This window comes from Methylocystis rosea (assembly GCF_003855495.1).
Classification (GTDB): Bacteria; Pseudomonadota; Alphaproteobacteria; order Rhizobiales; family Beijerinckiaceae; genus Methylocystis; species Methylocystis rosea_A.
The window spans coordinates 769702-793141 of sequence record NZ_CP034086.1; the positions used below are offsets into that span (position 1 = coordinate 769702).

At 59.9% G+C, this 23440-nt stretch carries 19 protein-coding genes and 1 pseudogene; 15 read left to right on the plus strand and 5 right to left on the minus strand.

What is annotated here, in order from left to right:
- Nucleotides 1-177 precede the first annotated feature (177 nt).
- Nucleotides 178-798 carry a hypothetical protein gene (locus tag EHO51_RS03550; RefSeq protein WP_124737729.1) on the minus strand — a complete coding sequence of 207 codons (621 nt, stop codon included), beginning with the start codon at nt 796-798 and terminating at the stop codon, nt 178-180.
- A 140-nt stretch (nt 799-938) separates the two neighbouring features.
- Between EHO51_RS03550 and EHO51_RS03555 the strand changes: the two genes are divergently transcribed.
- From EHO51_RS03555 to EHO51_RS20455, 8 genes and pseudogenes are all read left to right on the plus strand, one after another.
- Entirely contained in the window at nt 939-1646 is a 708-nt protein-coding gene (locus EHO51_RS03555; protein WP_124737730.1) for a Crp/Fnr family transcriptional regulator, read from the plus strand.
- 684 nt (nt 1647-2330) lie between these two features.
- Nucleotides 2331-5199: pseudogene (gene fdhF / locus EHO51_RS03565) on the plus strand (formate dehydrogenase subunit alpha).
- A complete protein-coding gene (locus tag EHO51_RS03570) occupies nt 5196-5486 on the plus strand; it encodes a formate dehydrogenase subunit delta (RefSeq protein ID WP_245434727.1) in 291 nt (96 codons plus the stop codon). The pseudogene fdhF and the gene EHO51_RS03570 overlap by 4 nt, the downstream one beginning before the upstream one ends.
- A gap of 122 nt (nt 5487-5608) precedes the next feature.
- Complete coding sequence (locus EHO51_RS20450; RefSeq protein WP_164479338.1) at nt 5609-5758, plus strand: hypothetical protein; 150 nt, start codon at nt 5609-5611, stop codon at nt 5756-5758.
- A gap of 33 nt (nt 5759-5791) precedes the next feature.
- Nucleotides 5792-6895, plus strand: a complete 1104-nt coding sequence (gene pyrC / locus EHO51_RS03575; RefSeq protein ID WP_124737733.1) for a dihydroorotase — start codon at nt 5792-5794, stop codon at nt 6893-6895.
- 1 nt (nt 6896) lies between these two features.
- Nucleotides 6897-7748: a DUF6671 family protein gene (locus tag EHO51_RS03580; RefSeq protein ID WP_124737734.1), complete on the plus strand. Its 852-nt coding sequence runs from the start codon at nt 6897-6899 to the stop codon at nt 7746-7748.
- Nucleotides 7749-8259: 511 nt separating this feature from the next.
- Nucleotides 8260-8823, plus strand: coding sequence for a hypothetical protein (locus tag EHO51_RS03585; RefSeq protein ID WP_124737735.1), 564 nt, complete (start codon nt 8260-8262; stop codon nt 8821-8823).
- Nucleotides 8824-8931: 108 nt separating this feature from the next.
- Nucleotides 8932-9195, plus strand: coding sequence for a hypothetical protein (locus EHO51_RS20455; RefSeq protein ID WP_164479339.1), 264 nt, complete (start codon nt 8932-8934; stop codon nt 9193-9195).
- A gap of 210 nt (nt 9196-9405) precedes the next feature.
- Here EHO51_RS20455 and EHO51_RS03595 read toward each other — a convergent pair whose 3' ends face one another.
- The 3 genes from EHO51_RS03595 to ccrA form a co-directional block, all read right to left on the minus strand.
- Nucleotides 9406-10695: an adenosylmethionine--8-amino-7-oxononanoate transaminase gene (locus EHO51_RS03595; RefSeq protein WP_124737736.1), complete on the minus strand. Its 1290-nt coding sequence runs from the start codon at nt 10693-10695 to the stop codon at nt 9406-9408.
- Nucleotides 10696-10894: 199 nt separating this feature from the next.
- Nucleotides 10895-11800: a sulfate adenylyltransferase subunit CysD gene (gene cysD, locus EHO51_RS03600; RefSeq protein WP_124737737.1), complete on the minus strand. Its 906-nt coding sequence runs from the start codon at nt 11798-11800 to the stop codon at nt 10895-10897.
- 91 nt (nt 11801-11891) lie between these two features.
- Entirely contained in the window at nt 11892-13163 is a 1272-nt protein-coding gene (ccrA, locus tag EHO51_RS03605) for a crotonyl-CoA carboxylase/reductase (protein WP_124737738.1), read from the minus strand.
- Nucleotides 13164-13457: 294 nt separating this feature from the next.
- On the opposite strand from ccrA, the gene EHO51_RS03610 reads away from it, so the two are divergent.
- Entirely contained in the window at nt 13458-14372 is a 915-nt protein-coding gene (locus EHO51_RS03610) for a LysR family transcriptional regulator (protein WP_124737739.1), read from the plus strand.
- On the opposite strand, the gene EHO51_RS03615 is transcribed toward EHO51_RS03610, so the two are convergent.
- Nucleotides 14361-15263, minus strand: coding sequence for a LysR family transcriptional regulator (locus EHO51_RS03615; protein ID WP_124737740.1), 903 nt, complete (start codon nt 15261-15263; stop codon nt 14361-14363). The genes EHO51_RS03610 and EHO51_RS03615 overlap by 12 nt on opposite strands.
- A 457-nt stretch (nt 15264-15720) precedes the next feature.
- Here EHO51_RS03615 and EHO51_RS03620 point away from each other — a divergent pair, with 457 nt between their 5' ends.
- The 6 genes from EHO51_RS03620 (at nt 15721) to EHO51_RS03645 (ending at nt 23437) form a co-directional block, all read left to right on the plus strand.
- Complete coding sequence (locus EHO51_RS03620; RefSeq protein WP_124737741.1) at nt 15721-17307, plus strand: MFS transporter; 1587 nt, start codon at nt 15721-15723, stop codon at nt 17305-17307.
- A 17-nt stretch (nt 17308-17324) separates the two neighbouring features.
- Complete coding sequence (locus EHO51_RS03625) at nt 17325-18896, plus strand: efflux transporter outer membrane subunit (RefSeq protein WP_245434861.1); 1572 nt, start codon at nt 17325-17327, stop codon at nt 18894-18896.
- Between the two features lie 57 nt (nt 18897-18953).
- Nucleotides 18954-20147, plus strand: coding sequence for an HlyD family secretion protein (locus tag EHO51_RS03630; protein ID WP_124737743.1), 1194 nt, complete (start codon nt 18954-18956; stop codon nt 20145-20147).
- 83 nt (nt 20148-20230) lie between these two features.
- The gene (locus EHO51_RS03635; RefSeq protein WP_124737744.1) at nt 20231-20932 is read left to right on the plus strand and encodes a hypothetical protein; all 702 of its coding nucleotides are present in this window, start codon (nt 20231-20233) and stop codon (nt 20930-20932) included.
- A gap of 484 nt (nt 20933-21416) precedes the next feature.
- Entirely contained in the window at nt 21417-22697 is a 1281-nt protein-coding gene (locus EHO51_RS03640; RefSeq protein ID WP_124737745.1) for a tyrosine-type recombinase/integrase, read from the plus strand.
- Nucleotides 22694-23437: a hypothetical protein gene (locus EHO51_RS03645; RefSeq protein WP_124737746.1), complete on the plus strand. Its 744-nt coding sequence runs from the start codon at nt 22694-22696 to the stop codon at nt 23435-23437. Before EHO51_RS03640 ends, EHO51_RS03645 begins: the two co-directional genes overlap by 4 nt.
- Nucleotides 23438-23440 lie beyond the last annotated feature (3 nt).

Consider the following 23440-nt stretch of genomic DNA (forward strand, 5'->3'; position numbering starts at 1 on the left):
CGACATTTTGATGCCGCGGGCATTGAGCATTGCGACGGCCGCGCGCTGCGCATCGATGACGTGACGCAGCTCGCGACGCTTTATGCCGACGCCTCCGGCCCATCTATGTGAACGGCGTCAGACTCGCTCGGCTGGCGCTCTGGACATAACGCCGATGCCCCGCATCGCGCGTCAAATTCAGTGAGCGCAGCGCACGTAACCGACATATTTCCAGCTTGTTGTGACTGATGTAACCGCCTCATCAGAACTGAGCGATTCAGACGCCATCGGCGGATTAAAAGCTTCTTCGCGGCTACAAATAAAAACCAGATAGCCCTCTGAATCTTGGTCCGCCGCAAAAGGGGTGAAGATGTAATCCTCAGCGGCCTTGCGTAGACTTTGGTCTACAAGACGTGCGGCTGAGGCAGATAGGACCGGCACATTTTCAAGATGGGCCGCAATCGTTGTCCAGATCGGCGCATGCCAACCCACTGCCGCCGTATCACAGCAGATTCGACTTCTTTTCCTATCAACGAGAACGAAGCGTTTCATTCTGCTTCTCGTTTCCTTGAATATGCCATGTGCCTTCTCAGAGTGTGAATGCGCCATTTCAGAATGCTGCGAACCTTTTGCACGGTCGCCTTTGCCATGATGTTTGGCGGCAGCGCGAATCTCCATAGCCAACGACCAGTGTTCATTTGGTTGCGACGCCTGGCCCTTGGGGGGAGGAAGTTCGGACCAGGCGTCGGGCCGCAAGGAAACGCTTTGGTTGAAGCTGTTGTCCGAAAAGAAGCGGGAATTTCCGGAGGTCCGCTTCAACCAGCGCGAGCGTTTCTCGGGCGAAGGCAAAGTTAGCAGCCGCAGGGCCAGAGTCTGTGCAAAACAGCTCTGCAATGATAAAAAAGAGAGACTAGAAATAGCGCTATAAATAATCGAAGAACTCTAGCCGAGCATGTTGAATGTCGAATGTTTCCAAATCGGTCTTCGACCCAAAGGCGTTTCTCGCCATCGCCGGCGCCGGAAGAAGCACCTCAAACTGGAATAAGGGCCAAGTCATTTTCTCTCAGGGCGATCCTGCGGATGCGCTATTCTTTATTCAGGAAGGCAAAGTCAAAGTCACGACTCTCTCCACGCAAGGCAAGGAAGCTGTAGTGGCCATCCTTGGCGCAAGCGATTTCTTCGGGGAGGGATGTCTCGCCGGTCAGAAGCTGCGCATCTCGACACTGACGGCGATCACCGACTGCACATTATCGCGCGTGGAAAAGGCGACGGTCATCCGTCTTTTGCATGACAATCCCGATTTCTCGGCGCTTTTCATGACATATTTGCTCGCACGCAACATTCGTATCGAAGCCGATCTCATAGACCAGCTCTTTAATTCAAGCGAGAAACGACTCGCGCGTCTCCTTTTGCTCCTCGCTAATTTTGGCCAGGAAGGCAGTCCGCAGCCGATATTGGCGTCGATCACTCAGGAAACGCTCGCCGACATGATTGGCACAACGCGATCGCGCGTCAGTTTCTTTTTGAATAAATTTCGGAGATTGGGGTTCATCGAATATAATGGACATTTTACCGTCCACAGTTCCTTACTAAACGTCGTCTTGCACGACGATCCGCGCGCGGCGCTAAGCTCTCAAGCTGACAATCCCGATCAGAGCCCGGAATGAGAAAGCGCCACCGTTTGCAATGACAAAATGCAATGGTCCGGGGTCCAAGCACCATATGTGCGCACCCCGGACGCCCACAGCGCGAAGACCGGCGAGCGTCGGAAGGATAGGCGCTGCGTTAACCGAAATTCACCGGCGTTCCGGGAGGGGTTTTCCGTAAAATTTCCGTATCTGAGGCGGCTCTGGCTACGCCTACGCTACGCCGCTATGATGCTCTGTCCATACTGCGCCATTGGCCGCTTCGCTTGCTTCTGGCGAACGTCATGTCTCCCCCGTTAGTCCAGCCCGAGTCGCCAGAAAGTCCATAATTTTTCGGCGAAATCCCGTGCTCGCTGGCGTTTTGCCATAATAGAACGAGCTATTCGACAAATTGAAATTGAGAGATGTTCGCGTTCGACTAAATATAGCGCCGTTGGCATATTTTCGGCGATGGCAGTTTTGCCTCGCCGACCCGATCCCGATCGCGACGTCGCAGGGCTTGGGACCCTGACGCCATGCTCCTGGCGCCGCCGGAAGCACCAAAGGCGCTGAGCTCTGCGACCATGCCAGCTGGTTGCATCATGTTGCGACGTTGAGGTCGTCGCAGATCGAGCAACTGTGCGAGGGAAGGAAAACCCACTCTTGAGTGGGTCGTGACCTCTTGAAGGAACAAGAAAAGGCAGCTTTAGATTGGCGAGGCAGCGAATGTGGTCTGAACTGCGCGGACTGAAAGACGAGATCGATTTTGGCACCCCACCACGTGATGGATCGCCCGTAACGCTTGATATCGACGACGTGACCGTCACGGTTCCGGCCGGCAGTTCAATCATGCTTGCCGCCGCGAAAGCGGGCCGCGCAGTCCCGAAGCTCTGCGCCACCGACATGCTCGAGCCCTTTGGCAGCTGTCGCGTCTGTCTCGTAGAGATCGAAGGCCGCGGCGGGTTCCCGGCTAGCTGCACGACGCCGGTCGTCGAGGGCATGAAGGTCAAGACCCAGACCGAAACGCTGCAACGCCTGCGCAAGGGCGTTCTGGAGCTTTACCTTTCCGACTTCCCCGAAAGCGAGATGGTGGAGGGGTGGAGCGAACTCCACGAAACGCTGAAGGCCGAAGGCGTCGCATCCCATCCATACGGCAAGGGCGGCGCCAATCACTTCGACGCGCCCGTCGACGCCTCCAACCCTTACTTCCTGTTCGATCCCGCCAAGTGCATCGTCTGCAGCCGATGCGTGCGCGCCTGCGCAGAGGTGCAGGGGACCTTCGCGCTCACGATCGCCGGCAGAAGCTTCGAATCCAAAGTCGTCGCAAGCCAGGATCAGCCGTTCTTCGAATCGGAATGCGTGAGTTGCGGCGCCTGCGTGCAGGCCTGCCCGAGCCATGCGCTGGTCGAGAAGAGCCTCTTCGAGGGAGAGTACAGACATGCCGAACCCGCTGAAGCCTGAGAAATCGGTCGTCACGACCTGCGCCTATTGCGGCGTCGGCTGCGGCTTCAAGGCCGAGACGCGCGCCGGCAAGATCGTGCGCATGACGCCCTGGAAAGAAGGCAAGGCGAACCATGGCCACAGCTGCATTAAAGGCCGCTTCGCCTACGACTATTACATTGCGCCGGACCGCGTCCGCATGCCGCTGATCCGCGCCTCGATCGAGGACCCGTGGAAGCCCGTGAGCTGGCAGGAGGCGTTTGACTACGCGGCGAGCGAATTCAGGCGCATCCAGACCAAATACGGCGTTAAGTCGGTGGGCGCGGTCTCCAGCTCGCGCTGCACGAATGAGGAAATCTTTCTCGTCCAGAAATTCGCGCGCGCGGTGCTCGGCAACAACAATATCGACAACTGCGCCCGCATCTGCCACTCGCCGACGCAGTTCGGCCTGACCAACACGATCGGCGCGGGCGCGGCCAGCCAGCACTTCGATTCTATCCTTCAGGCCGACGTCATCATGGTTGTCGGCGTCAATCCGACTGAGGGCCATCCAGTCTTCGGCTCGCTGATGAAGCGGCGCATCCGCCAGGGCGCGAAGCTCATCGTCATCGACCCGCGAAAGACCGAGACCGTGGAATCCGCCCATTGCAAGGCCGACGTCCACCTTGCGATCCGGCCCGGCACCAATGTCGCGATCCTCGACAGCATCGCGCATGTCGTCGTGCGCGAGCAGCTCTACAATGAAGAATTCGTGCGCGCTCGCTGCGAGGTGAACGAGTTCGAGAACTGGAAGGCGCTTGTCGGCTCCGACAAATATGCGCCGGAAGTCATCGGGCCGCTCGCCGGCGTCGATCCGGCGGACATCCGCAAGGCGGCGCGGATGTATGCCGGCGGCCCCAACAGCGCCATCTATTATGGCCTTGGCGTCACCGAACATTCGCAGGGCTCGACGGGCGTGATGTGCCTTGGCAATCTCGGCCTCTCCTGCGGCATGCTGGGACGCGAGGGCGTGGGCGTCAATCCGCTACGGGGTCAGGGCAATGTGCAGGGGGGAAGCTGTCTCGGCAGCTGGCCGCATGTGTTCAGCGGCTATCGCTTCGTGACGGATTACGCCACCCGCTCGAGCTTTGAAGCGGAATGGGGCGTGACGCTCGACGCCGAGCCCGGCCTGCGCCTGCCCAACATGCTCGACGCCGCCGTCGCGGGGTCCTTCAAGGGCATGTACATCATGGGCGAGGATCCGGTGCAGAGCGATCCGAACCAGCACCACGTCATCGCCGCGATGAAGAACATGGAGTGCGTCGTGCTCCATGATCTCTTCCTCAATGAGACGTCGAAATACGCCCATATTTTCTTCCCCGGCTCCTCGTCGCTGGAGAAGGACGGCACATTCACCAACGCCGAGCGCCGCGTCTCGCGCGTGCGCAAGGTGATCGAGCCGCTGGCCGGCCTTCAGGACTGGGAGATCACGGTAAAGCTCATGAACGCCATGGGCTACAACGTCACCTACAACAATCCCGGCGAGGTTCTCGACGAGATTGCGCGGCTGTCGCCCAACTATCGCGGCATAAGTTTCGCGCTGATCGACCGCGTCGGCTCGGCGCAATGGCCCTGCAACGAGGACGCGCCCGAGGGCACTGAAGTGCTCCACATCGGGAAGTTTCCGCGCGCCAACGGGCTTGGCGCCTTCATGCTCACCGAATATGTGCCGACAGCGGAGCGCACCAACGATAAATATCCGCTGCTGCTGACAACGGGCCGCATTCTCTCACAATACAATGTCGGCACGCAGACGCGGCGCACGCCGAACTCCATGTGGCATCCCGAAGACGTGCTCGAGATCAACGAGCAGGACGCGATGTCACGCGGCGTGAGCGACGGCGACTGGGTGAAGTTGTCGAGCCGTTTCGGAGAGATCGAGCTGCGCACGAAGATTTCCGAGCGGGTGAACCCGGGCGTCGTCTACACAACGTTCCACCACGCGAAGTCGAAGGCCAACGCCGTCACCTCGGACCTCTCCGACTGGGCGACGAACTGTCCCGAATACAAGGTCACGGCGGTCGACGTCGTGCGCACCAACGGCCCCGCCGCGGACAGCTCGCACGAGGCGGAAAAGCCGCGCATCGAGGAACTGGAGCCGGCGGAATGCGCATGACGCAGTCGCCTTCGCAGGGCGCCGACACTCCTGTCATGGCGCTCGACCGCATCGTTCTCATGGCCAATCAGATCGGCGATTTCTTCGCGCCCTATCCGCCCGAAAGGCGCGCGGAAGGCATCAGGAATCATCTGCGGACCTATTGGGATCCGAGGATGCGCGCCGAGTTGCTGGCGCTGATCGAGACGGGGGGCGCGGGCCTCGCGCCCCATGTCGTCGAAGGCGCGAAACTGCTGCTGAACGATACCCATTCCAAGCCCGGCTATTACGGACCGCCGAAGGCTTGACCAAAGCGGCTTATGGAGAATTTTTACCTGCCCCCGTAACTCCATTGCCGCGAATAGAAAGGGCGGGCGCCCCACCCGTCCTTTCTTATTCTTTCACGCGAAGGGGGATTGGAGCCTCGATCTTGGTCCGCCGACGCTTGATCCATCCGAACGAGGGAAGCGATTGGCGAGAGGGCAAGTTTGCTCCTCGGTCCAAGGTCATCGCCTTGCGCTATCAGGAGAACCGAACCGTGACGCCCCCCGCCATTGGGGAGGTGGTGAAGCTGCTTTGATCGATCGCGATGGCGAGGTCCTTTGGAACTGTCATGTCTCGTTTTAGCGACCCGGTGACGATCAAGACTCCGACGCCCGGCGCGGCGACCAGATTGGTCATCCGACAGCCGGACGATTGGCACGTGCACCTGCGTGACGGCGCCATGCTGGGGACAGTGGTCAACGAAACAGCCCGGCAATTTGCGAGGGCTATCGTAATGCCAAACCTCGTTCCGCCGGTGACGACGGTTGCCGCTGCGGAGGCTTATCGCTCGCGCATTCAGGCGGCGCTCGCGCCGGGTCTCGCGTTCACGCCGCTCATGACCGCGTACCTCACCGACACTATTGAACCTGGCGAAATCGAGCGGGGCTTCGGATCTGGCGTCTTCACGGCGGCCAAACTCTATCCGGCGCACGCGACCACCAATGCCGCGCAAGGCGTGACCGATATCGAGCGCATCTATCCTGTCCTCGAGGTGATGCAGCGACTTGGGATGCCGTTGCTGGTGCACGGTGAGGTCGTTGACCACCGCGTCGACGTATTCGATCGTGAGGCTGTATTCATCGAGCGCGTTCTCGCGAAACTTCTCGCAGCGTTCCCGGCGCTCAAAGTTGTTTTGGAGCACATAACGACCGAGGAGGCCGTCGCATTCGTCGAGACCGCCGGACCGAACCTCGGCGCGACGATCACGCCGCATCACCTGGTCATCAATCGAAACGCGATGTTCGAAGGCGGTATCCGCCCGCATCTGTACTGTCTTCCCGTCGCCAAGCGGGAACGGCATCGACTGGCGCTGCGCCGCGCGGCGACGTCGGGCAATCCGAAGTTTTTCTTAGGCACGGACTCGGCGCCGCACGCGGTCGGCAACAAGGAATCCGACTGCGGATGCGCCGGCATTTTCAACGCTCCCGTCGCGTTGGAAACCTACGCGGCGGTTTTCGAGGAGGAAGGCGCGCTGGAGAGACTGGAAGCCTTCGCGGCTGAACATGGCCCCCGCTTCTACGGTCTTCCCCTCAACACGGGCGCCATCGTCCTCGAACGGACACCCAGAAGAGTGCCCTCAACCATGGTTGTCGCCAACACTCGCATCATACCGTTTCAGGCGAACGCTACCCTCGCCTGGACCCTTCGCGGTCGCTCGAGCGGCGCTTACTAGCATGGCCCAAGCGAGCAATCGAACGGCTGTGATCGCCACGATGCACCGCAAGGAAGAGGCCGTTGCGCCCGCGCTCATGTCTACGCTCGGTCTAATCGTCACTTCAACGCCTGGATTAGATACTGATCAATTTGGCACGTTCTCTGGAGAGATTCCGCGCAATGGCGCGATGCTCGACGTCGCCATGCGCAAAGCGCGTCTGGGTATGAGCGCCGCAGGTGCGCCGCTTGGGCTTGCGAGTGAAGGTTCATTCGGTCCGCATCCCGCCATTCCGTATATTCCTGCAGGCATGGAGCTTCTGGTTTTTGTAGATGACGAGAGCGGAATTTTTGTCACCGAAAGCTTAGTCACGGAGAAAACGAATTATGATCATCGGGTCATTTCGCCGGGGGAAGCGTCCGACGCGTTTCTGCAACGGATCGGTTTTCCGACCCATGGGCTGATCGTGCGGCCGAACGAAGGTGAGGCGGCGTCTGCTCTCGCTAAGGGCATTGTCGACTCCGACAGCTTAAGGCGCGCCATTGAAGCAGCCGCTGCTGTATCATCGGATGGTCGGGCGCGCATGGAGACGGACATGCGCGCCCACTTCAACCCGACGCGGATGAGGAGTCTTGCCATATTGGCCGAACGCCTGGCGCAGCGCTTGGCGCGGCAATGCCCGGCCTGCGGCGCGCCGGGCTTTGGTCGAACCGGATCTCGCGCCGGCTTGCTCTGCGAAGCCTGCGGGACGCCCACTGCGTTGGTCGTTGCTGAGATATTAGGGTGTCCCGCATGCGATTACACGGAAGAGCGCCTTCGAAGAGATGGATTGCAGCGCGCGCCGCCTCAGCACTGCCCTTTGTGCAACCCATGATGCATTGAGAGAATACCCAGCTCCCGGACCTTCTGTTGTTGACACTGACGCAGTGTAACTTTCCTCGCAGGATTCTCCATGAGGCGAAGAGCAAGCTTCGCCGGTGACGCGGTCACGCGCACCGTTTCAGCAAGAGGAACTGTGGTCTTGCGGGATCGACCCTCTTGTCGAACCATCTTCGGCCGCATGACGTCGCACTGAAGCGCTGCGCGCGCTGCATCCGCAGAAGATCGAACTTTCTCTTCACCGAATGGCGCGTCTTAGCGAGACTGGGGCCGGTTACAAAGCGAGCTATTTTGAAACAAATGCTTGCAGATTTTGAATTTTTGCAACGATGGAAATCCGCCTAAACTGCCAAAGTCGGGCATGCGCGTGATGCTATCGACGACGGCGGCACTCGCGGGACAGGGGCGTGGAGACAAGGATGCGCTTGTAATCAACGGGCGCGTTTCGGTCGCCACACGAGAGTGCCCGATAGGACCTTAGAAGTGAATGAAGAGGATGCTGCTCGATGGGACAGTTCGACAAGTGCCTTCTGCTCTTGGTTCGATCTGACAATGATATTCCCCGCGCTTGCAAGGAAGCTGGAGAGTTTCTAGCGTTTCGGGACGCCCCATTCCCGACAATTCATGAAGAGCATGACGACGAGTTTGTTGGAATATGGGTCGACCCCTTAGGGGTCGATACACCCCCAGAGCTGTTGGGCCGCACCTCGGCATCTGGTCATCGTGTATTCCGGACCAGCGGATCATTTGGTTCGAGCGGCATATGGCTATTGTGTTGGTTTGATGCTGCACTTGGAAGCAGTTCAGTGGATCTCGGAGCTTTACGTGAATCGTTGGTGTTAGCCTTGATTGAACAGCGGACATTTCACCAACATCATACTGCTCCGCAGTTCGCTCCAGTCTTCGATGCAGCCGATGGGTTGGCGCATATTTGGCTTCAGACCGAGCGGTTACGAATATTGTTTCCGGAGTTAATTGGCGAGCCCCTCACATGGAACAGAACGAGTGGATCCATACGGCGTGTGGACGAATTCGAGCACGCAGAGGCCAGCAGCGAAGTTGACGACTGATCTGAATTAAACTTTATGAATTGATCGCGTTTTCCGCGGATAGGCCAGTCCGCCTATCCGCAGCGTGATCAGCGCCGGAGTTCTGGGCGCGACGAATAGGAGCACCGAATGAGAATAAGAGAAATGTCGGCCGCGGCGGTCGCGCTTGCCGGACTCTTCCTCCCGCCGGAGCCCGCGGCGGCGCGCGACAACTTTGAATTTAGAAGTCCGCGCGCTCATTTCGGCGCTGATGGAATCAAGAGCCATCGCCACAGCGGCGCCTGGATCGATAACGACCGCGGACGCTGGGGCGCAGACCATGGCCGGCGTTCGGGCCATCGTCACGATCACTTCAGCCCGCGAGGACATGGCGGCCATCATTGGGGCTGGTGAGGCGCGTGGCGCGGACCCGGGCCGTTTTGGACTCGGGGCGGGAAACTTTAGGTTCGCCGGAGGGGAGCTTCACAAGCAGGCGCTTGTGGTGTGCGGCGGGTTCGATCGGTCCGCTGCGCGCTGGCGCCGGGTCGATCTCGACGGCCGTTATATTCGCCAGGCGAGATTACCGGTCGGAAGCCCCGCGAGGACCTGAATGCAGGATCGTTCCTATAAAGCTTTGGCAGTCACGACGACCGCATCCGTCAATTCCCGCAGTTCTGCATCCTGAATGTTCAGCGCGGGAGTGAGGTAGATGCAATCCTTCAACGTGCGAATCCATACGCCCTGCGCGAGAAGACTGGCTCGGGCCCTTCCGTGATCCAACTCCCGATTGAATTGCACTACGCCAATCGCTCCTAGCACTCGTACATCGATGACTCTTGGTAGATCACGACACGGTTCAAGGTCGCGCTTCAGCGCGAACTCTACTCGCTGCGCCTGCTCCAACCTGGGCTCGCTCTCGAATAGATCCAGAGATGCGTTCGCGGCGCTGCAAGCGAGGGGATTTGCCATATAGGTCGGGCCATGCATGAGGGCTTTCTGGTGATCATCCGACCAGAACGCCTCGAAAACATGAATACGAGCGAGCGTGGCCGCCAACGTAATTGTGCCTCCAGTCAGCCCTTTCCCGATACACATGATGTCAGGAATTACGCTCGCGTGTTCACAGGCAAACATCCTACCGGTTCGGCCAAAGCCGGTGAAGATCTCGTCGGCGATCATAAGGATGTCGTGTTTTGTGCAAAGATCTCGCACACTCCGCAAGGTCGCCGCATCATGAAATTTCATGCCTCCCGCGCCCTGCACAATCGGCTCGATGATAACAGCAGCGATACGATTTCGCTCACGTCTCAACAAATCATCTAGTGCCGTCTTTGTCTCCTTGTCGCGAGGGAGATCCGCCAAAAAATTCTTTGGAAGGTAATTCCCGAAGTGGCTGTGCATGCCCTCATTCGGATCGCAGACCGCCATGCAGGCAGTTGTGTCCCCATGGTAGCCATGACGAAAGTGGACAAATTTTGTACGCCCCGTTTCTCCCTTGTTCAACCAGTGCTGCACAGCCATCTTGAGAGCAACTTCTACCGCGACCGAACCTGAGTCGACGAAAAACACTCGGGTAAGATCGCCGGGAGAAATCGCGGCGATCCGTTTGGCGAGACGCAGCGCCGGTTCGTGGGTTATTCCTCCAAACATGATATGTGGCATACGCTCCATCTGCGTGCGCATGGCAGCCAGAATATGCGGATGATTGTAGCCATGACATGCCGTCCACCAGGAACCGACGCCGTCGATTAACTCGCGTCCGTCTGCAAGCCGAATGCGTGCGCCACGTGTCGCCTCAGCGAGCAAAGGCCGCGGCTCGGTTTTCATTTGGGTGTAAGGCAACCAAATATTGGCGCCATCGAGACCTCCCCCATCCTCCTCACCATACGAGTGCCCGTCGTTGGAGCAGATCATGCGCTTTCTCTAGGATTGAACTCTATAAATGGCGCGGAGACGTAGAGGTCGGGAATCATTCGCACGCTGCGCTACGTCGCCTTTAATGAGAGGCCGCAATCGCGTGCGGACAGCTGGACGGCGACTAAACAATTACTAGCGGCTTTTTGCACTGACAACCGGATGCTGACATTCTCGCCTTCTCTATCAGCGGGTGTTGCTAGAAATAGCCTTCACGCTTTTTTTGCTCGAGCGAACCGCCGTCCTCGCCGTCGCTGACGCGCCCCTGCCGCTCGGACCATTTTGAACGCAACGTTTCCTCGACGACGGTTTCGATATCGGCCGCTTCGGACTCGATGGCGCCGGTGACCGGCCAGCAACCTAGCGTGCGAAAGCGTACTGTCTTCGTCACGACACTCTCGCCGGGCTGGAATCGCATTCTGTTTTCGTCGTCGACGACGACTAACGAACCCTTTCTCTCGACGACGGGCCGCGGCGACGCGAAATAGAGCGGCGCCAGTTCGATCTTGTGCATCAGCACGTAATGCCACAAATCCGCCTCGGTCCAGTTTGACAGCGGGAACACCCGGGCCGATTGCCCTTTGCCGAAACGCAGATTGAACTGACGCCAGAACTCGGGCCGCTGCTGGCGCGGATCCCAGACATGTTTGTCGCTGCGGACTGAAACGATCCGCTCCTTTGCCCGCGACCGCTCTTCGTCCCGCCGCGCGCCGCCAAAAATCACGTCAAATTTTCCGTGATCAAGCGCCGCCTTCAGCGGCTCGGTGCGCATGAGCAGCGTATATCGGTCGCCGTAATCGAACGGGTTTATATCCGCGGCGCGACCGTCTTCGTTAGCATGAGCGATCAGCGTGAAGCCATGCGTTCGCGCGAAGAAGTCACGAAATTCGATGAGGGATCGGAACTCCCAGGTCGAGTCGATATGCAGCAGCGGGAATGGCGGCTTGGACGGATAAAAGGCGCGGAGCGCGAGATGCGCAAGCACCGTTGAATCCTTGCCCGCCGAAAACAGCATCACCGGTCGTTCGGCTTCCGCTACCGCTTCTCGAAGAATATGGATGGACTCCGCCTCGAGCCAGGAGAGATGAGAAAGCTGACCCGTCAAAACAACGCGTCTCCTCTCACCCTCAGCGGAGTCCTGTGCGGTCGACCGCCAAGCGTTCCGCCGACTTGGCGCCGGTCGCCACTGTTGCCGATCATGCCGCTTCGGAGACGCTTGCGCCTTCGCGCGCCGCGGCGATCGTCTCGCTGAATGTCTTCAGCCCGGGCTTTGGCGCCATAACGAGCGCCGCCATGTTTCCCGGCGGATGTTCGTTGCGCCACATCTTCATATGCGCTGCGGGAATGCTGTCCCACGAGAAGACGTCAGACATGCAGGGATCGATGCGGCGGTCGACCACGAACAGATTCGCGGCGCTTGCCTGCTTCAAATGCGCGAAATGCGAGCCTTGAATGCGCTTTTGACGCATCCACACATAGCGCGCGTCGAAGGTGATATTGAAGCCGGACGTGCCGGCGCAGAACACCACCATGCCGCCTCGCTTCGCGACCAGCACCGAGACCGGAAAGGTCGCCTCGCCCGGATGTTCAAAGACGATGTCGACGTCTTTCTTGCCGGTGATGTCCCAGATCGCCTTGCCGAATCTGCGCGCTTCCAAGGTCCATTGATGGTATTCGGGTGAATTGACCTTCGGCAGCTGACCCCAGCAGTTGAAATCCTTTCGGTTGATGACGCCCCTGGCGCCGAGCGACATCACATAGTCGCGCTTCGACTCATCCGAGATGATCCCAATCGCATTGGCGCCGACCGCCGCGCAAATCTGCACGGCGAAAACGCCAAGGCCGCCCGAGGCGCCCCAGACGAGAACATTGTCGCCGGGCTTGAGCTCATGCGGCGTATGGCCGAAGAGCATGCGATAGGCGGTGGCGAGCGTTAAAGTGTAGCAGGCCGACTCCTCCCAAGTCAGGTGCTTGGGCCGCTCCATGAGCTGTCGGTCCTGCGCGCGGCAGAACTGGGCGAAGGACCCGTCCGGCGTCTGATAACCCCAAATCCTTTGCGACGTCGAATACATCGGGTCGCCGCCATTGCACGCCTCGTCGTCGCCATCATCCTGATTGCAGTGGATGATGACCTCGTCGCCGACCTTCCAGCGCTTCACCTTGGAGCCCACCGCCCAGACGATGCCGGATGCATCGGAGCCGGCGATGTGATGGAGACTGTTGTGTCCGTCGAACATGGACACAGGCTCGCCGAGCGATGCCCAGATTCCATTGTAGTTGACGCCGGCCGCCATCACGAGCACGAGCACATCGTGACTGTCGAGCTCCCAGGTCGGCACGACCTCCATCTGCATGGCGGTTTCCGGCGGACCCTGACGCTCGCGTCGGATGGCCCAGGCGTACATCTTCTTCGGCACATGTCCGAGCGGCGGGAATTCACCAATTTCATAGAGATCCTTGAGCATCATTTCTCCTCAATCCAACTGTCAGAAAAGACTATGAATACTTCGAGTAGGTGAAAAATTCGAAGTTCAGAATGAATCGTTCGAAGAAAGAGAACGGAAGGAGCGAACTGGCCGGTCGCCCGATGGCGGGCGGATCGTCTGATGCGATCAGAGGAGCAGGACGTCGACGAAATGGCCGAACCAGCTTTTTCAGATCGCCCGATGTCGGTCCCATTCAATCGAGGGCGAGACTGTCGCTGCTGCGGCGCAAAAAAAATTCGATTGATGGAGCAAGTCGTTCCGATCATAGATAGATTTATGAGCTTTCTGAACTACCATCACCTTCGATACTTCTGGGCAATCGCAAATGAAGGCGGCCTGACGCGCGCCGCGAAATTGCTGAACGTATCGCCCTCGTCGCTGTCAGTTCAACTGAAGTCGTTAGAGGAGCAGCTCGGTCAGCCGCTTTTCGAGCGAGATGGCCGCAGGCTTCGCCTGACCGAAGCGGGGCGCATCGCCTTCGACTACGCCAAGGTGGTCTTCAAGTCCGGCGACGAGCTGCTGAGCACATTCAAGAGCATGAGTCTCGGCCATCGTCAGATGCTGCGCATCGGCTCCGTCGCCACGCTGTCCCGCAACTTCCAGATCGAGTTTCTCAAGCCGCTGATCGACCGCGAGGATGTGGAACTGGTCGTGAAGTCGGGGGCGCTCGGAGAGCTTCTCCCCCAGATGGAAACGCATGCGCTCGATCTCGTGCTCGCCAATCAGCCGGCGACCATGGAGCTGAATTCAGAATGGCGGAATCTGCTCATCGCCGAGCAGGCGGTCAGCATCATCGGTCATCCCGAGCTGCTGAGAAAAGGAAGAGGCAGAGGCGCTTCTTTTCGATTTCCGAACGATCTCGCAAGAGTGCCAATTGTTCTCCCCGGGCGCGGAGAGGCGATCAGGATCGCTTTCGATCGCATCGTTGACGAAGCGGGCATAAAGCCGATCGTGCTTGCCGAAGTCGACGACATGGCGATGCTGCGTCTGATCGTCAGAGAGAGCCATAGCGTTACGCTGGCGCCGCCGGTCGTGGTTAAGGACGAGCTCGCGTCCGGCGCGTTGGTCGAGCTTTGTCGCCTCGGTCAAATCACGGAGTCCTTTTACGCCATTACCCGAAGCCGCCGGTTCGAACACCCGCTGTTGAAAGAGCTCCTCGGCGTCGAGCGACAGCGATCGTCAAGGGATTAGCTCGTGGGCGTCGATGCTCCCGATGATCTGCGCGATGGCGGGATTCCTTATTTTCCTTTGAGTTGTCACCGCGTAGATTCTCTCTTCCACGCCATGGATCGCGCCGATAACTTCCAGCCCATAGCGCTGGCGGACTTCCTGCCGCGCGTCAGTCGGCGCGAAAGTCAGTGCGTCGCAACTCGCGGCGACGCTCTTTCGCAGTTCGCTGTTCCCGATTTCCGACTTGATGTCCGGTTCAATTCCATGAATTTGGAGCCAATGATCCAGCGATTGTCGCAGGGAGCTTTTCTGAATTGGCAATACCACGGGCGCGCGATGAAGCGACTGCGGAAAGCCCTTGCTATGGCTCTTCACTTTGGCCGCCGGGCCGAACAGCGAGATTTCGAGGGTCGCGAGTAGGTGGCTGGACGTGGCGTTGGGATCGGAACACACCGGGGGCGCAGTCAGGATCGCAAGATCGTAGGCGCGCAGTCGCAAATTCTGCAGCACGCTTTCCGCGTCGCTACTGGCGCAGCAGAGCGTCGGCGGATGCTGAGCATTCAGTACGCGCGACAGCAGTCGCAGCGCGATCGACATATCGACGCCGTCGCAGACGCCGACCTTAAGATTGCGGCTCGGTTCCCCCGACGCGCCTTTCAGCCATTTAGTCAGTTCGTCGCCGACGCTGAATATTTCATGCGCATAATTGAAGACGAGCCAGCCATGCTCGGTTAGATCGAGTTTCCGGCCCTCCCGCTTGAACACCTTCGAGCCGATCGCCTTCTCGAACAGGGCGAGCTGACCGCTGATCGTGGGTTGCGCGAGGTTCAACGCTTCACAGGCGCTTTTGATCGAGCCCGTCTTCGCGACCATCCAGAAGTAATACAGGTGCTGATAGTTGAGCCGGTCCAATATGAAAGCCTGGAGTCTGTTTCTCGAATCTCATACAGCGCGGGCATGGGAGGGAAAATTTCGCATTTGCGAACCTGCCGTTCGCTTTTGTTAAAGGACTGTGACAACGTCGGCCCGAGCCAGAATCCGACCTCGTTTTCCACAAGATCTACTCGATGGGAAGCGTGTGTTCGCGCCGCCCGAAGACAGAGTCGTCCATTAGATGGCGCGCTCGGGAGGTCGTTTAGAAGGATCCCTCCCCACGCGCGCACAGACGCGAAAGTATCGAAAAAGGCAATGTTACGTTTGGTTTTTCGAATTTGTTGCGCGGTAGGCGTTTTGCTAACGAAGAAAGCCTTGCGGAAACACCTTGTGTGGAAGTGAATCGTTCATCTGAGTCAATCGTGCGACAAGTTGTGCTCGCCGTCATGGATGCGCTCGCGAACGTCGAGCCGCATTTTCGCAAACGGCGGCCAGCATGATCGTATCATTCGATAGGCTGGTTGGCGGCAAGCTGCTTCTGTTTCTTGGCGCGCTGGGGATTGGATACGTCGACGTTTTGTCGAATGTCTCCGGCCATAGCGTGCTGACGCCATACTCAGCCGGATCGCTTGAAGGCGTTACGCCGAGCTTCGCCGCTTGGGGAACAACTTTCTATCTCATCGGGGTTGCGCTCGGCGTGCCGTTCGCGAGGATCCTTTCCGGTCGTTTCGGCGAGTATCGCGTGCTGACGTTCGGCTATTTCTTCTACGCGATCGCCTCGCTGATTTGCGTCTCGAGCGAAAGCGTTTTTATGTACGCCCCAACGCGGTTTGCTTTCGGGGTTTTCGGCGGCTTCCTTGCGGTCGTCAGTCAGTCGGCGGCGCTCGGCGAACTGCCGGAAAAACAGTACAGGATCGGCCTCGGCTACTGGGCCGCGCTCGGCATATTGCCTTATACGCTGGCGGTGTTTCTCGGCGGCTTCTGGGCCGAGTATTTTTCCTGGCGTTGGCTGTTCTACGCCAACGCCACGCTGGGCGTTCTCATCTCGGCGATCATTGGCGCGCTGCTCTATGGCCGCGAATATAAGCGCAAGATCGTGCGCTTCGACGCCGTGGGTTATGTGCTGCTCGTGATCACCTTGATCGCCATGCAGATGATGCTGAGCCTGGGCAATGATTTCGATTGGTTCGGCTCGTCACTGCTGTCGGTCGCGCTGATCACCGTCATATTCTCTCTACCTCTCTTCATCATCTGGGAATGGGGCGAACGCCACCCGATCGTCGATGTGCGGCTCTTTTCGCGCTCGAGTTACGCCATTGGCGTCCTCAGCGGCTTCCTCGGCTTTCTCGTCATACAGGGGCTGATGTCGCTGCTGTCGGTGCAGATGCAGCTTTTGCTCGGCTACACGTCCTCGCTCGCAGGCCATGTCTATCTGGCGATGATGGTCGCGGGCCTGCCGCTCGCTGGCTTCATGTACGAGATTTCGAAGAAGCTCGATGTGCGCTTCGTGATCTGCATGATGTGCGTGTGCTCGTCGGTCGTGCTCACCTGGCTCGGGCTCTTCGACAAGAACGCTTCATACGATAAGCTCGCTATACCGGTTGTTTTCCTGGGCTTTTGTGTCGCCGCGCTATCGGCGCCGACGTCGACCCTCGCGACGTACGGGTTATCAGGACACGCGTATAAGCGGGCGGCGGAAGAGTTCCTGCTGTTTCGTCTCGTCGGCGGCGCTTTTGGCATCGCGTTTCAGAGCGTCGTCTACTTCCGCCGCACGCCGTGGCATCAACTCAACCTATCCGAATATCTCGGCGGCCGCCGCTACGCCTCGCTGGACACGCTGGCGGCGTTGACGCAGCAGCTTCAGTCGTTGGGCCTGTCTGAATCGGTCACGCGTCGCGTGATTGCGCGCGCCATCCGCCAACAAGCGGGCATTCTTGCCATGGATGACGCATTTCTGCTCGGCGCCGTCATTATGTTCCTGCTTGGCGGTGTCGTCTGGTTTGCCAAACTCCAAAAATATCCAGCAAAGCTGGCGGGCGGCTCGGCGCCTCCGCTCCATCAGACGATGGCGGCGGAGCATTGATGGTTCTCGTTCGTAAAATGCGTTGGCTCGCAGCCAAACTCAGGCGCGCGACCCGCGTCAGCGTCGCCGCGGTCTCCGGTGCTTTGCTCGCAGCGTGCTTGCCCATCGACAGAGCGGACCGCTCACAATTCATCGAGCAGCCCGCGATGACCCGCACGCTCTCGAAAGCGGGCCTTCCCGTTGTAGAGGGCGAGACGGCCTGGCCGCGGGAGGAGTGGTGGCGCGCCTTCCGCAGCGCCGAACTCGACGCGGTCATCAACAAAGCGCTGTCCGACAATCAGAACTACCGTAAGGCGCAAAACGCGCTGCGAGAGGCCGACGCCGCCATTCGTATTTTCGGCGCCCGTCTCCTGCCGGAAGTCAATTCAACTTTCGGCATGCGGCAGTCGCGCAATCCGCTGCATGGCGTCGTCGCTTCCTACAATCCGGAGCAAGGCGGTCTGGAAAAGACCATGGCCTTCATCAATCCGCTGGCGCTGACCTGGGAGCTGGATTTCTGGCAGAAGAATCGCGCGCTGCTCGACGCCGCGATCGGCGAGGTGGCGGCGCAGGCGGGCGAGACGGAGCAAAGCCGGCTTTTACTGACGACGGGAGTCGCGCGAGCCTATTTGCGCGGCTACGCGCTGACACAGCAGTCGGGCCTCGCAACCATGTTGGTGAAAATGCGCCGAGAGTTGCGCGCGCTTGCCGATACCCGCTACCAGACCGGGCTTGATACGCTCGATGGCGTTCAGATCGCGCGCACGAATGAAGAGGTCGCCGTGCGGCGCGAGGCGACGGTCAAGGCGGCGATCACGCTGCAGCGCGACGCGCTGGCGCGGCTGATGGGCGAAGGGCCTGACGCGGGCCTCACGGTTCTCAACGGGCGCAGCAGCGTCGTGCCGGCGCAGCCCGCATTGCCGAAAGCTCTGCCAATCGAATTGTTGCGGCGACGTCCAGATCTCGCGGCCGCGCTCGCGCGGGCCGAGGCGTGGGCGGCGCGCGTTCACGCCGCGAAAACTCTGTTTCTGCCCTCCGTCGATCTTGCATTTGGCGGCGGCTTCGAAGCCTCCGTCACTTCGACAAAGATTAGCAAGCTCGCGGGTTTTCTCTTCAATCCTTCCGCGCTCGGCTACGTCGCCGCCCCGACCATTCGCCTGCCCGTCTTCCAGGGCGGTCGGCTGAGCGGCAATCTTGAAGTGCAGCGCGCCGAATATGATCAGGCGGTCGACGCCTATAATGACACGCTGCTGCAGGCTGCGCAGCAGGTCGCTGATGCGATCGCCAATCTCAGGCGTGCGCGCTCGGAATTCGATGCGCAAAGCCGCTTCGTTCGCGCGCGCCAAACCGAACTGGCGTTGTCGAAGGTCCGGCTGCGCGACGGCCTGCGCGACCAGCGAGAAATCCTGCAGGAACGCGCCGACCTGCTGGACGCGATTTTTGCCCAGCGCGGGCTCGAAGGCGACCGGCTGATCGCCGCTGTCGATCTTTATCAGGCGCTTGGAGGCGGCTTTGCAGGCGGGCCGGGGCCCGATTATCCGAAGCCCGCGCCCGAGACCGATCCAATCACGCCCGTCGTCGAGGGAATCCAGTCGCTGACCGGCGGCTGAGACGACATTGCGCGGGGAGTACAATGTTGATGCGGCAAGCGGTGGTGTGATCAGTCCATGTCTCTGTCGAGAAAAAGCATCCGCGCGAGAAGGTCCTTTCTTCTTAAAGTCGTCTTCCTGGCAATTGCGGTCGCCGCGTTCCTAGCGCTGTTCAAATGGCTCACTTATGACCGTGACCGCGTCACGACGGACAACGCCTTTGTTACGGGCAACATCATTCCGGTGATGGCGGACGCTACGGGCGTCGTCGCCGCTGTGAATGCCGAAGAAACTCAGCTCGTCAAAAAGGGCGATGTGCTGGTTCGCCTCGACGCCCAGCGCGCGCGCGCGGTGTTGGGACAAGCCGAGGCGGAACTCGGTCGCGCCGTGCGCGCCGTCGGCGCGCTTTTCGCCAGTCGGCAGCAGGTATGCCAGAAACTTGCCTCCCGTACGGCGACACGCGAACGGACGCGGCACGATCTCGCCCGTTATCGGTCGGCGGCGCCGAGCGGCGCCGCCTCGCGCCAGATTCTGCAGAACACCGAAGACCAGCTCGCCGCGCAGGAAGCCGATTGGCGCGAGACGCGCGCCGAGCTGCAGGCGTTCGATGCGCGCCTCGTCAATGCGACGCGCGTCAGCCATCCCGATATCGAGGCGGCGAGGGCGCGCTTCAACGACGCCTATGTCGAAACGCTGCGCCAGAGCATTCGCGCGCCGGCCACGGGCTATGTCGCCAAGCGCCGCGTTCAGGTCGGCTTCCGCGTCAAGCCCGGCGACCAGATCATGAATATCGTGCCGTTGGACCATCTCTGGGTCGAGGCCAATCTCTGGGAGAACCGTCTCGAGAGCATTAGGCCGGGGCAGAAGGCGGAGATCATTGTCGATCTCTACGGGAGCAAGCGAACCTATCATGGCGTCGTCGAAGGCGTCGTGCCCGGCTCGGGCAGCGTGTTCGCCACGCTGCCGCCGGACAACGCCACCGGCAACTTCATCCGCATCGTGCAGCGCATCCCGGTGCGCATCGCGATCGACCCAGAAGAGCTGAAAAAGCAGCCGCTGCGGCCGGGGCTTTCGACGATCACGACGATCGACGTGAACAGCACGCCCGTGTCGCCCAATGACTCGATCGTCAAGACGGCGACGAGCGAATATACGACCGAAGTATTCGACAAGGATCTGGCTGAAGCAAGGGCGCGGGCCGAAGCCGTGATCAAGAACAATTTGCTTGACGCGCCGGACGCGGCGGAAGCCTGCGCCGTCGCGATGAAATGAGTCGCAGCGGCGCCGCCCTTTGCGTTAAACGGACCCGGCGGGGACTCGGGCATCGTTGCTTTGCGGGCGTCGGAGCAAGCTGAATGGAGCGAAAGCAACACCTTCAGAACATTCTGCTCGGCCTGCTTTCCGGGCCGCTGCTTGCCGCGCTGATCCTTCTCGTTCCGATGGGGATTCTGACCGGCCTGTCGGTCGTCCTCGATCCGTCGCTCGCAATGTACGAATTCGTGCCGGAAGAGGTGCTTCTCGTCCCCTTCATTGTTCTCGCCGTTCTCATCTCGGCGGCCAACGTCCGGCTTGCCGTCGTCATGTCCCGCGACACGAAAGCCGGTCGCATCATCAAAGTGAGGACCGGCCGCTATGTGGATGACCCAAGCGGCGTGCAGAATATTCACGGCCATCGGGGCCGCGCGTTTGCTGATGAACTGAAGCATTTCATCGCGAGGCGCGAGGATAAGGCCGTCTCGCTGAGCAAGCCGATCGGCGAGGATTACGGCTGGGGTTTCTGGCTTCGGGAGAAAGCCTTCTCCCCCGTCTGGGTCGCCATCGCCCATGCCGGCAGCCCTAAAGACGACGAAAGCGTGGAGGAATATATCGTCGCCATCACGCTGGAGCCGCCCATCCTGCCATGGCGACGTCTGCGCTATAAGCCCGATTTTGCGCTGAGAGACGAGATCGAGCAGCGCGTGACGGAATTTCTCTACGAGAAAAATATTCTCTTCGCGATCGAGTGGGAGGAATGGGTTGATCCCGAGCCTCATCCGCAACCGCCGCCGAGATTTTGACAACGCCAATATTCGTGGTTTTGGCGCTGTGAGTTCCGCGCAAGGGGATGCGCGGGTCTGGAAGTTCGTCGCCGACTTCGTCGAGCCGGGCCAATCGCCTCCCACTGCCGGCGTCGCGAGTCCACAGAGCGAGAAGCGAACACCGGCGCGACCATCTCGACGGGCTGGCCCAGCGAGTCGAGGTCGACGAACCGCAGGTCCGCATCATGGAGTCGAAAGCAGCGCCGCTGCGCACGCTCGCCGCCGCCGCCGATGGGAAATCGGCGGGAATTGGCGTTCCCAGTTTTGTGCCGAAGTGGCGCGCCCAAGGGGATTCGAACCCCTGTTTTCGCCGTGAAAGGGCATAGAATATGCTCCACAGCGCTCCACGCCAATTCCATATCCTTCTGAAACTCCTGCAGTTAATTGTATATCGCTTCACTCTTGTGCGCAGTGCTGTGCCCCGATATATTGGACACATATTGGACAAGAGGGGGTTTTCGCCGTGGCAAAGACGGTCCGCGACGCCAAATTGGACAGCCGCGCAGCGCGCGAGAAACTGAAGCGCGCGCCTAAGCCTTATTTTCGCGCGCTCGATAGCGGCCTCCATCTTGGCTATCGAAAGGGCAAGAGCGGGGGGAAATGGGTCGTGCGCCGCTATCTCGGCGGAGAACAATATACCGTCGAGACTATCGGGACCGCCGACGACGTTCAGGACGCCGACGGCAAGACCATTCTGAATTTTAGCCAGGCGCAGGCCGCGGCGCGCGAGCGCGCGCAGGAAGCGCGAGGGACCAAGGCCACGGGGCCATTCACTGTCAATGCCGCGATGGACGATTATCTCGCCCGGCTTGAGGCCGAACACTCGAAAAGCCTCACCGATGCGAAGAACCGCGCTGACAACTTGATCCGCCCCAAGCTGGGCGATCTGCTTGTGCGCGATCTGGATCGCGACGTGATCACGAAATGGCGGAATGGAGTCGCAGCTCGCGCACGGCATGTGCGCGGCAAGGCCGGCAAGAAATCTCGAGCGCTCGCTGCGCCGCAGACTGAAGAGGAAAAGCGGCGACGCCAAGCGACCGCAAATAGGACGCTAACCGTGCTGCGCGCGGCGTTGAACCAAGCATTTCGGGACGGCAAGACCGATTCAGACGCGGCATGGCGCGCCGTCAAGCCATTCCGCGAAGTGGAAGCGGCGCGCGTTCGCTACTTCACCGTCGACGAAGCGCAGCGGCTCGTAAATGCGGCGCAGGGCGCCTTTTGCCATCTCGTCAACGCCGCCCTGCTGACCGGCGCACGTTACGGTGAGCTGGCGCGGCTACGCGTAGGGGATTTCAATGCCGACGCTGGGACGGTTTTCGTGAGTAAGAGCAAATCGGGAAAAGCGCGACACGTCGTCCTGACTGAAGAAGGGCAGCGGTTCTTCCGCCAGCTCGTTGCCGGGCGAGAAGCCAACGCGCCCATGCTTGAGAAGGACGGCGGCGGGGCTTGGGGCCAGTCGCATCAGCTGCGCCCTATGAAGGACGCATGCGAGGGTGCGAGAATCAAACCCGCGGCCGGCATCCATGTCCTCAGGCATACCTACGCCTCGCTGTTAACGATGGCCGGCGCGCCGCTCAATGTCGTGGCGCAGAACCTCGGACACAGCGACACCCGTATGTGCGAGAAACACTATGCACATCTTGCGCCGAGCTATGTCGCCGAAACGATCCGGAAGTTCGCGCCGACGTTCGGAACTGTGGAGCCCAGCAACGTCGTCGAAGTGCGCCGAGGCGGCGCCCGATGACAGAGCACTTAGGCAGGAACGAGTTAGCCCCGAAGCGATGGGGTGAACTGCCCTCGCAACTCCATCGGTGGTTCAGCGAAGAACTGGGCAGCGGCAATCCGATTCGATCGATCGATCAATGCGTGGAATTGGCTACAGAAATCAGAAAAATTGTGAACGCGCACGAGAATGCCCGGCTTCGGGCAAGCTATTCCAAGAAGAAGGAAGAGGTTCCCCTTTCGCAACTAAAGGACGTCACACCGAGCGACGTTGAGGCAAAGAAGCGGAGCAAGGTCGCGGATCATGCGGTCTCGGTTTACGTGCAGCTCAACGAGCTCAGTCGGTCGTTGACCGAAATCGAAAAATTCTACGGCTGCGGCTATAGATTTGGCGACCTTAGCGTGAGCGAGTTTCAAGCGCGGATATTGGAATTCAAGCTCGATCTCATGGCGCTCGGCGGCCATGGAGATCCAGAACCCGGCCCCTCACGCGGCGATCACAGCACACCGTGGCACCACCCCGCGAAAGAAATCGGCGAAGTAATCAAAAACTGCCTGACGCAGCTGGGCTACCGAGGCTCTAAGAGTCTGAGCGACGAGGCCAGCGCTTCAGTCGTCGTGGCGACGCGAACGGTGAACCACGTCTTTGAGATGAACGTCTCACCAGCGGGCTTCGTTAGCGCGATGCGCTCGCGCGACCGCAAGCAGCGGCGCTCGGCCGACCAGACCCCCCTCGATTCTATCCTGTCCAATCGAAATTGATTT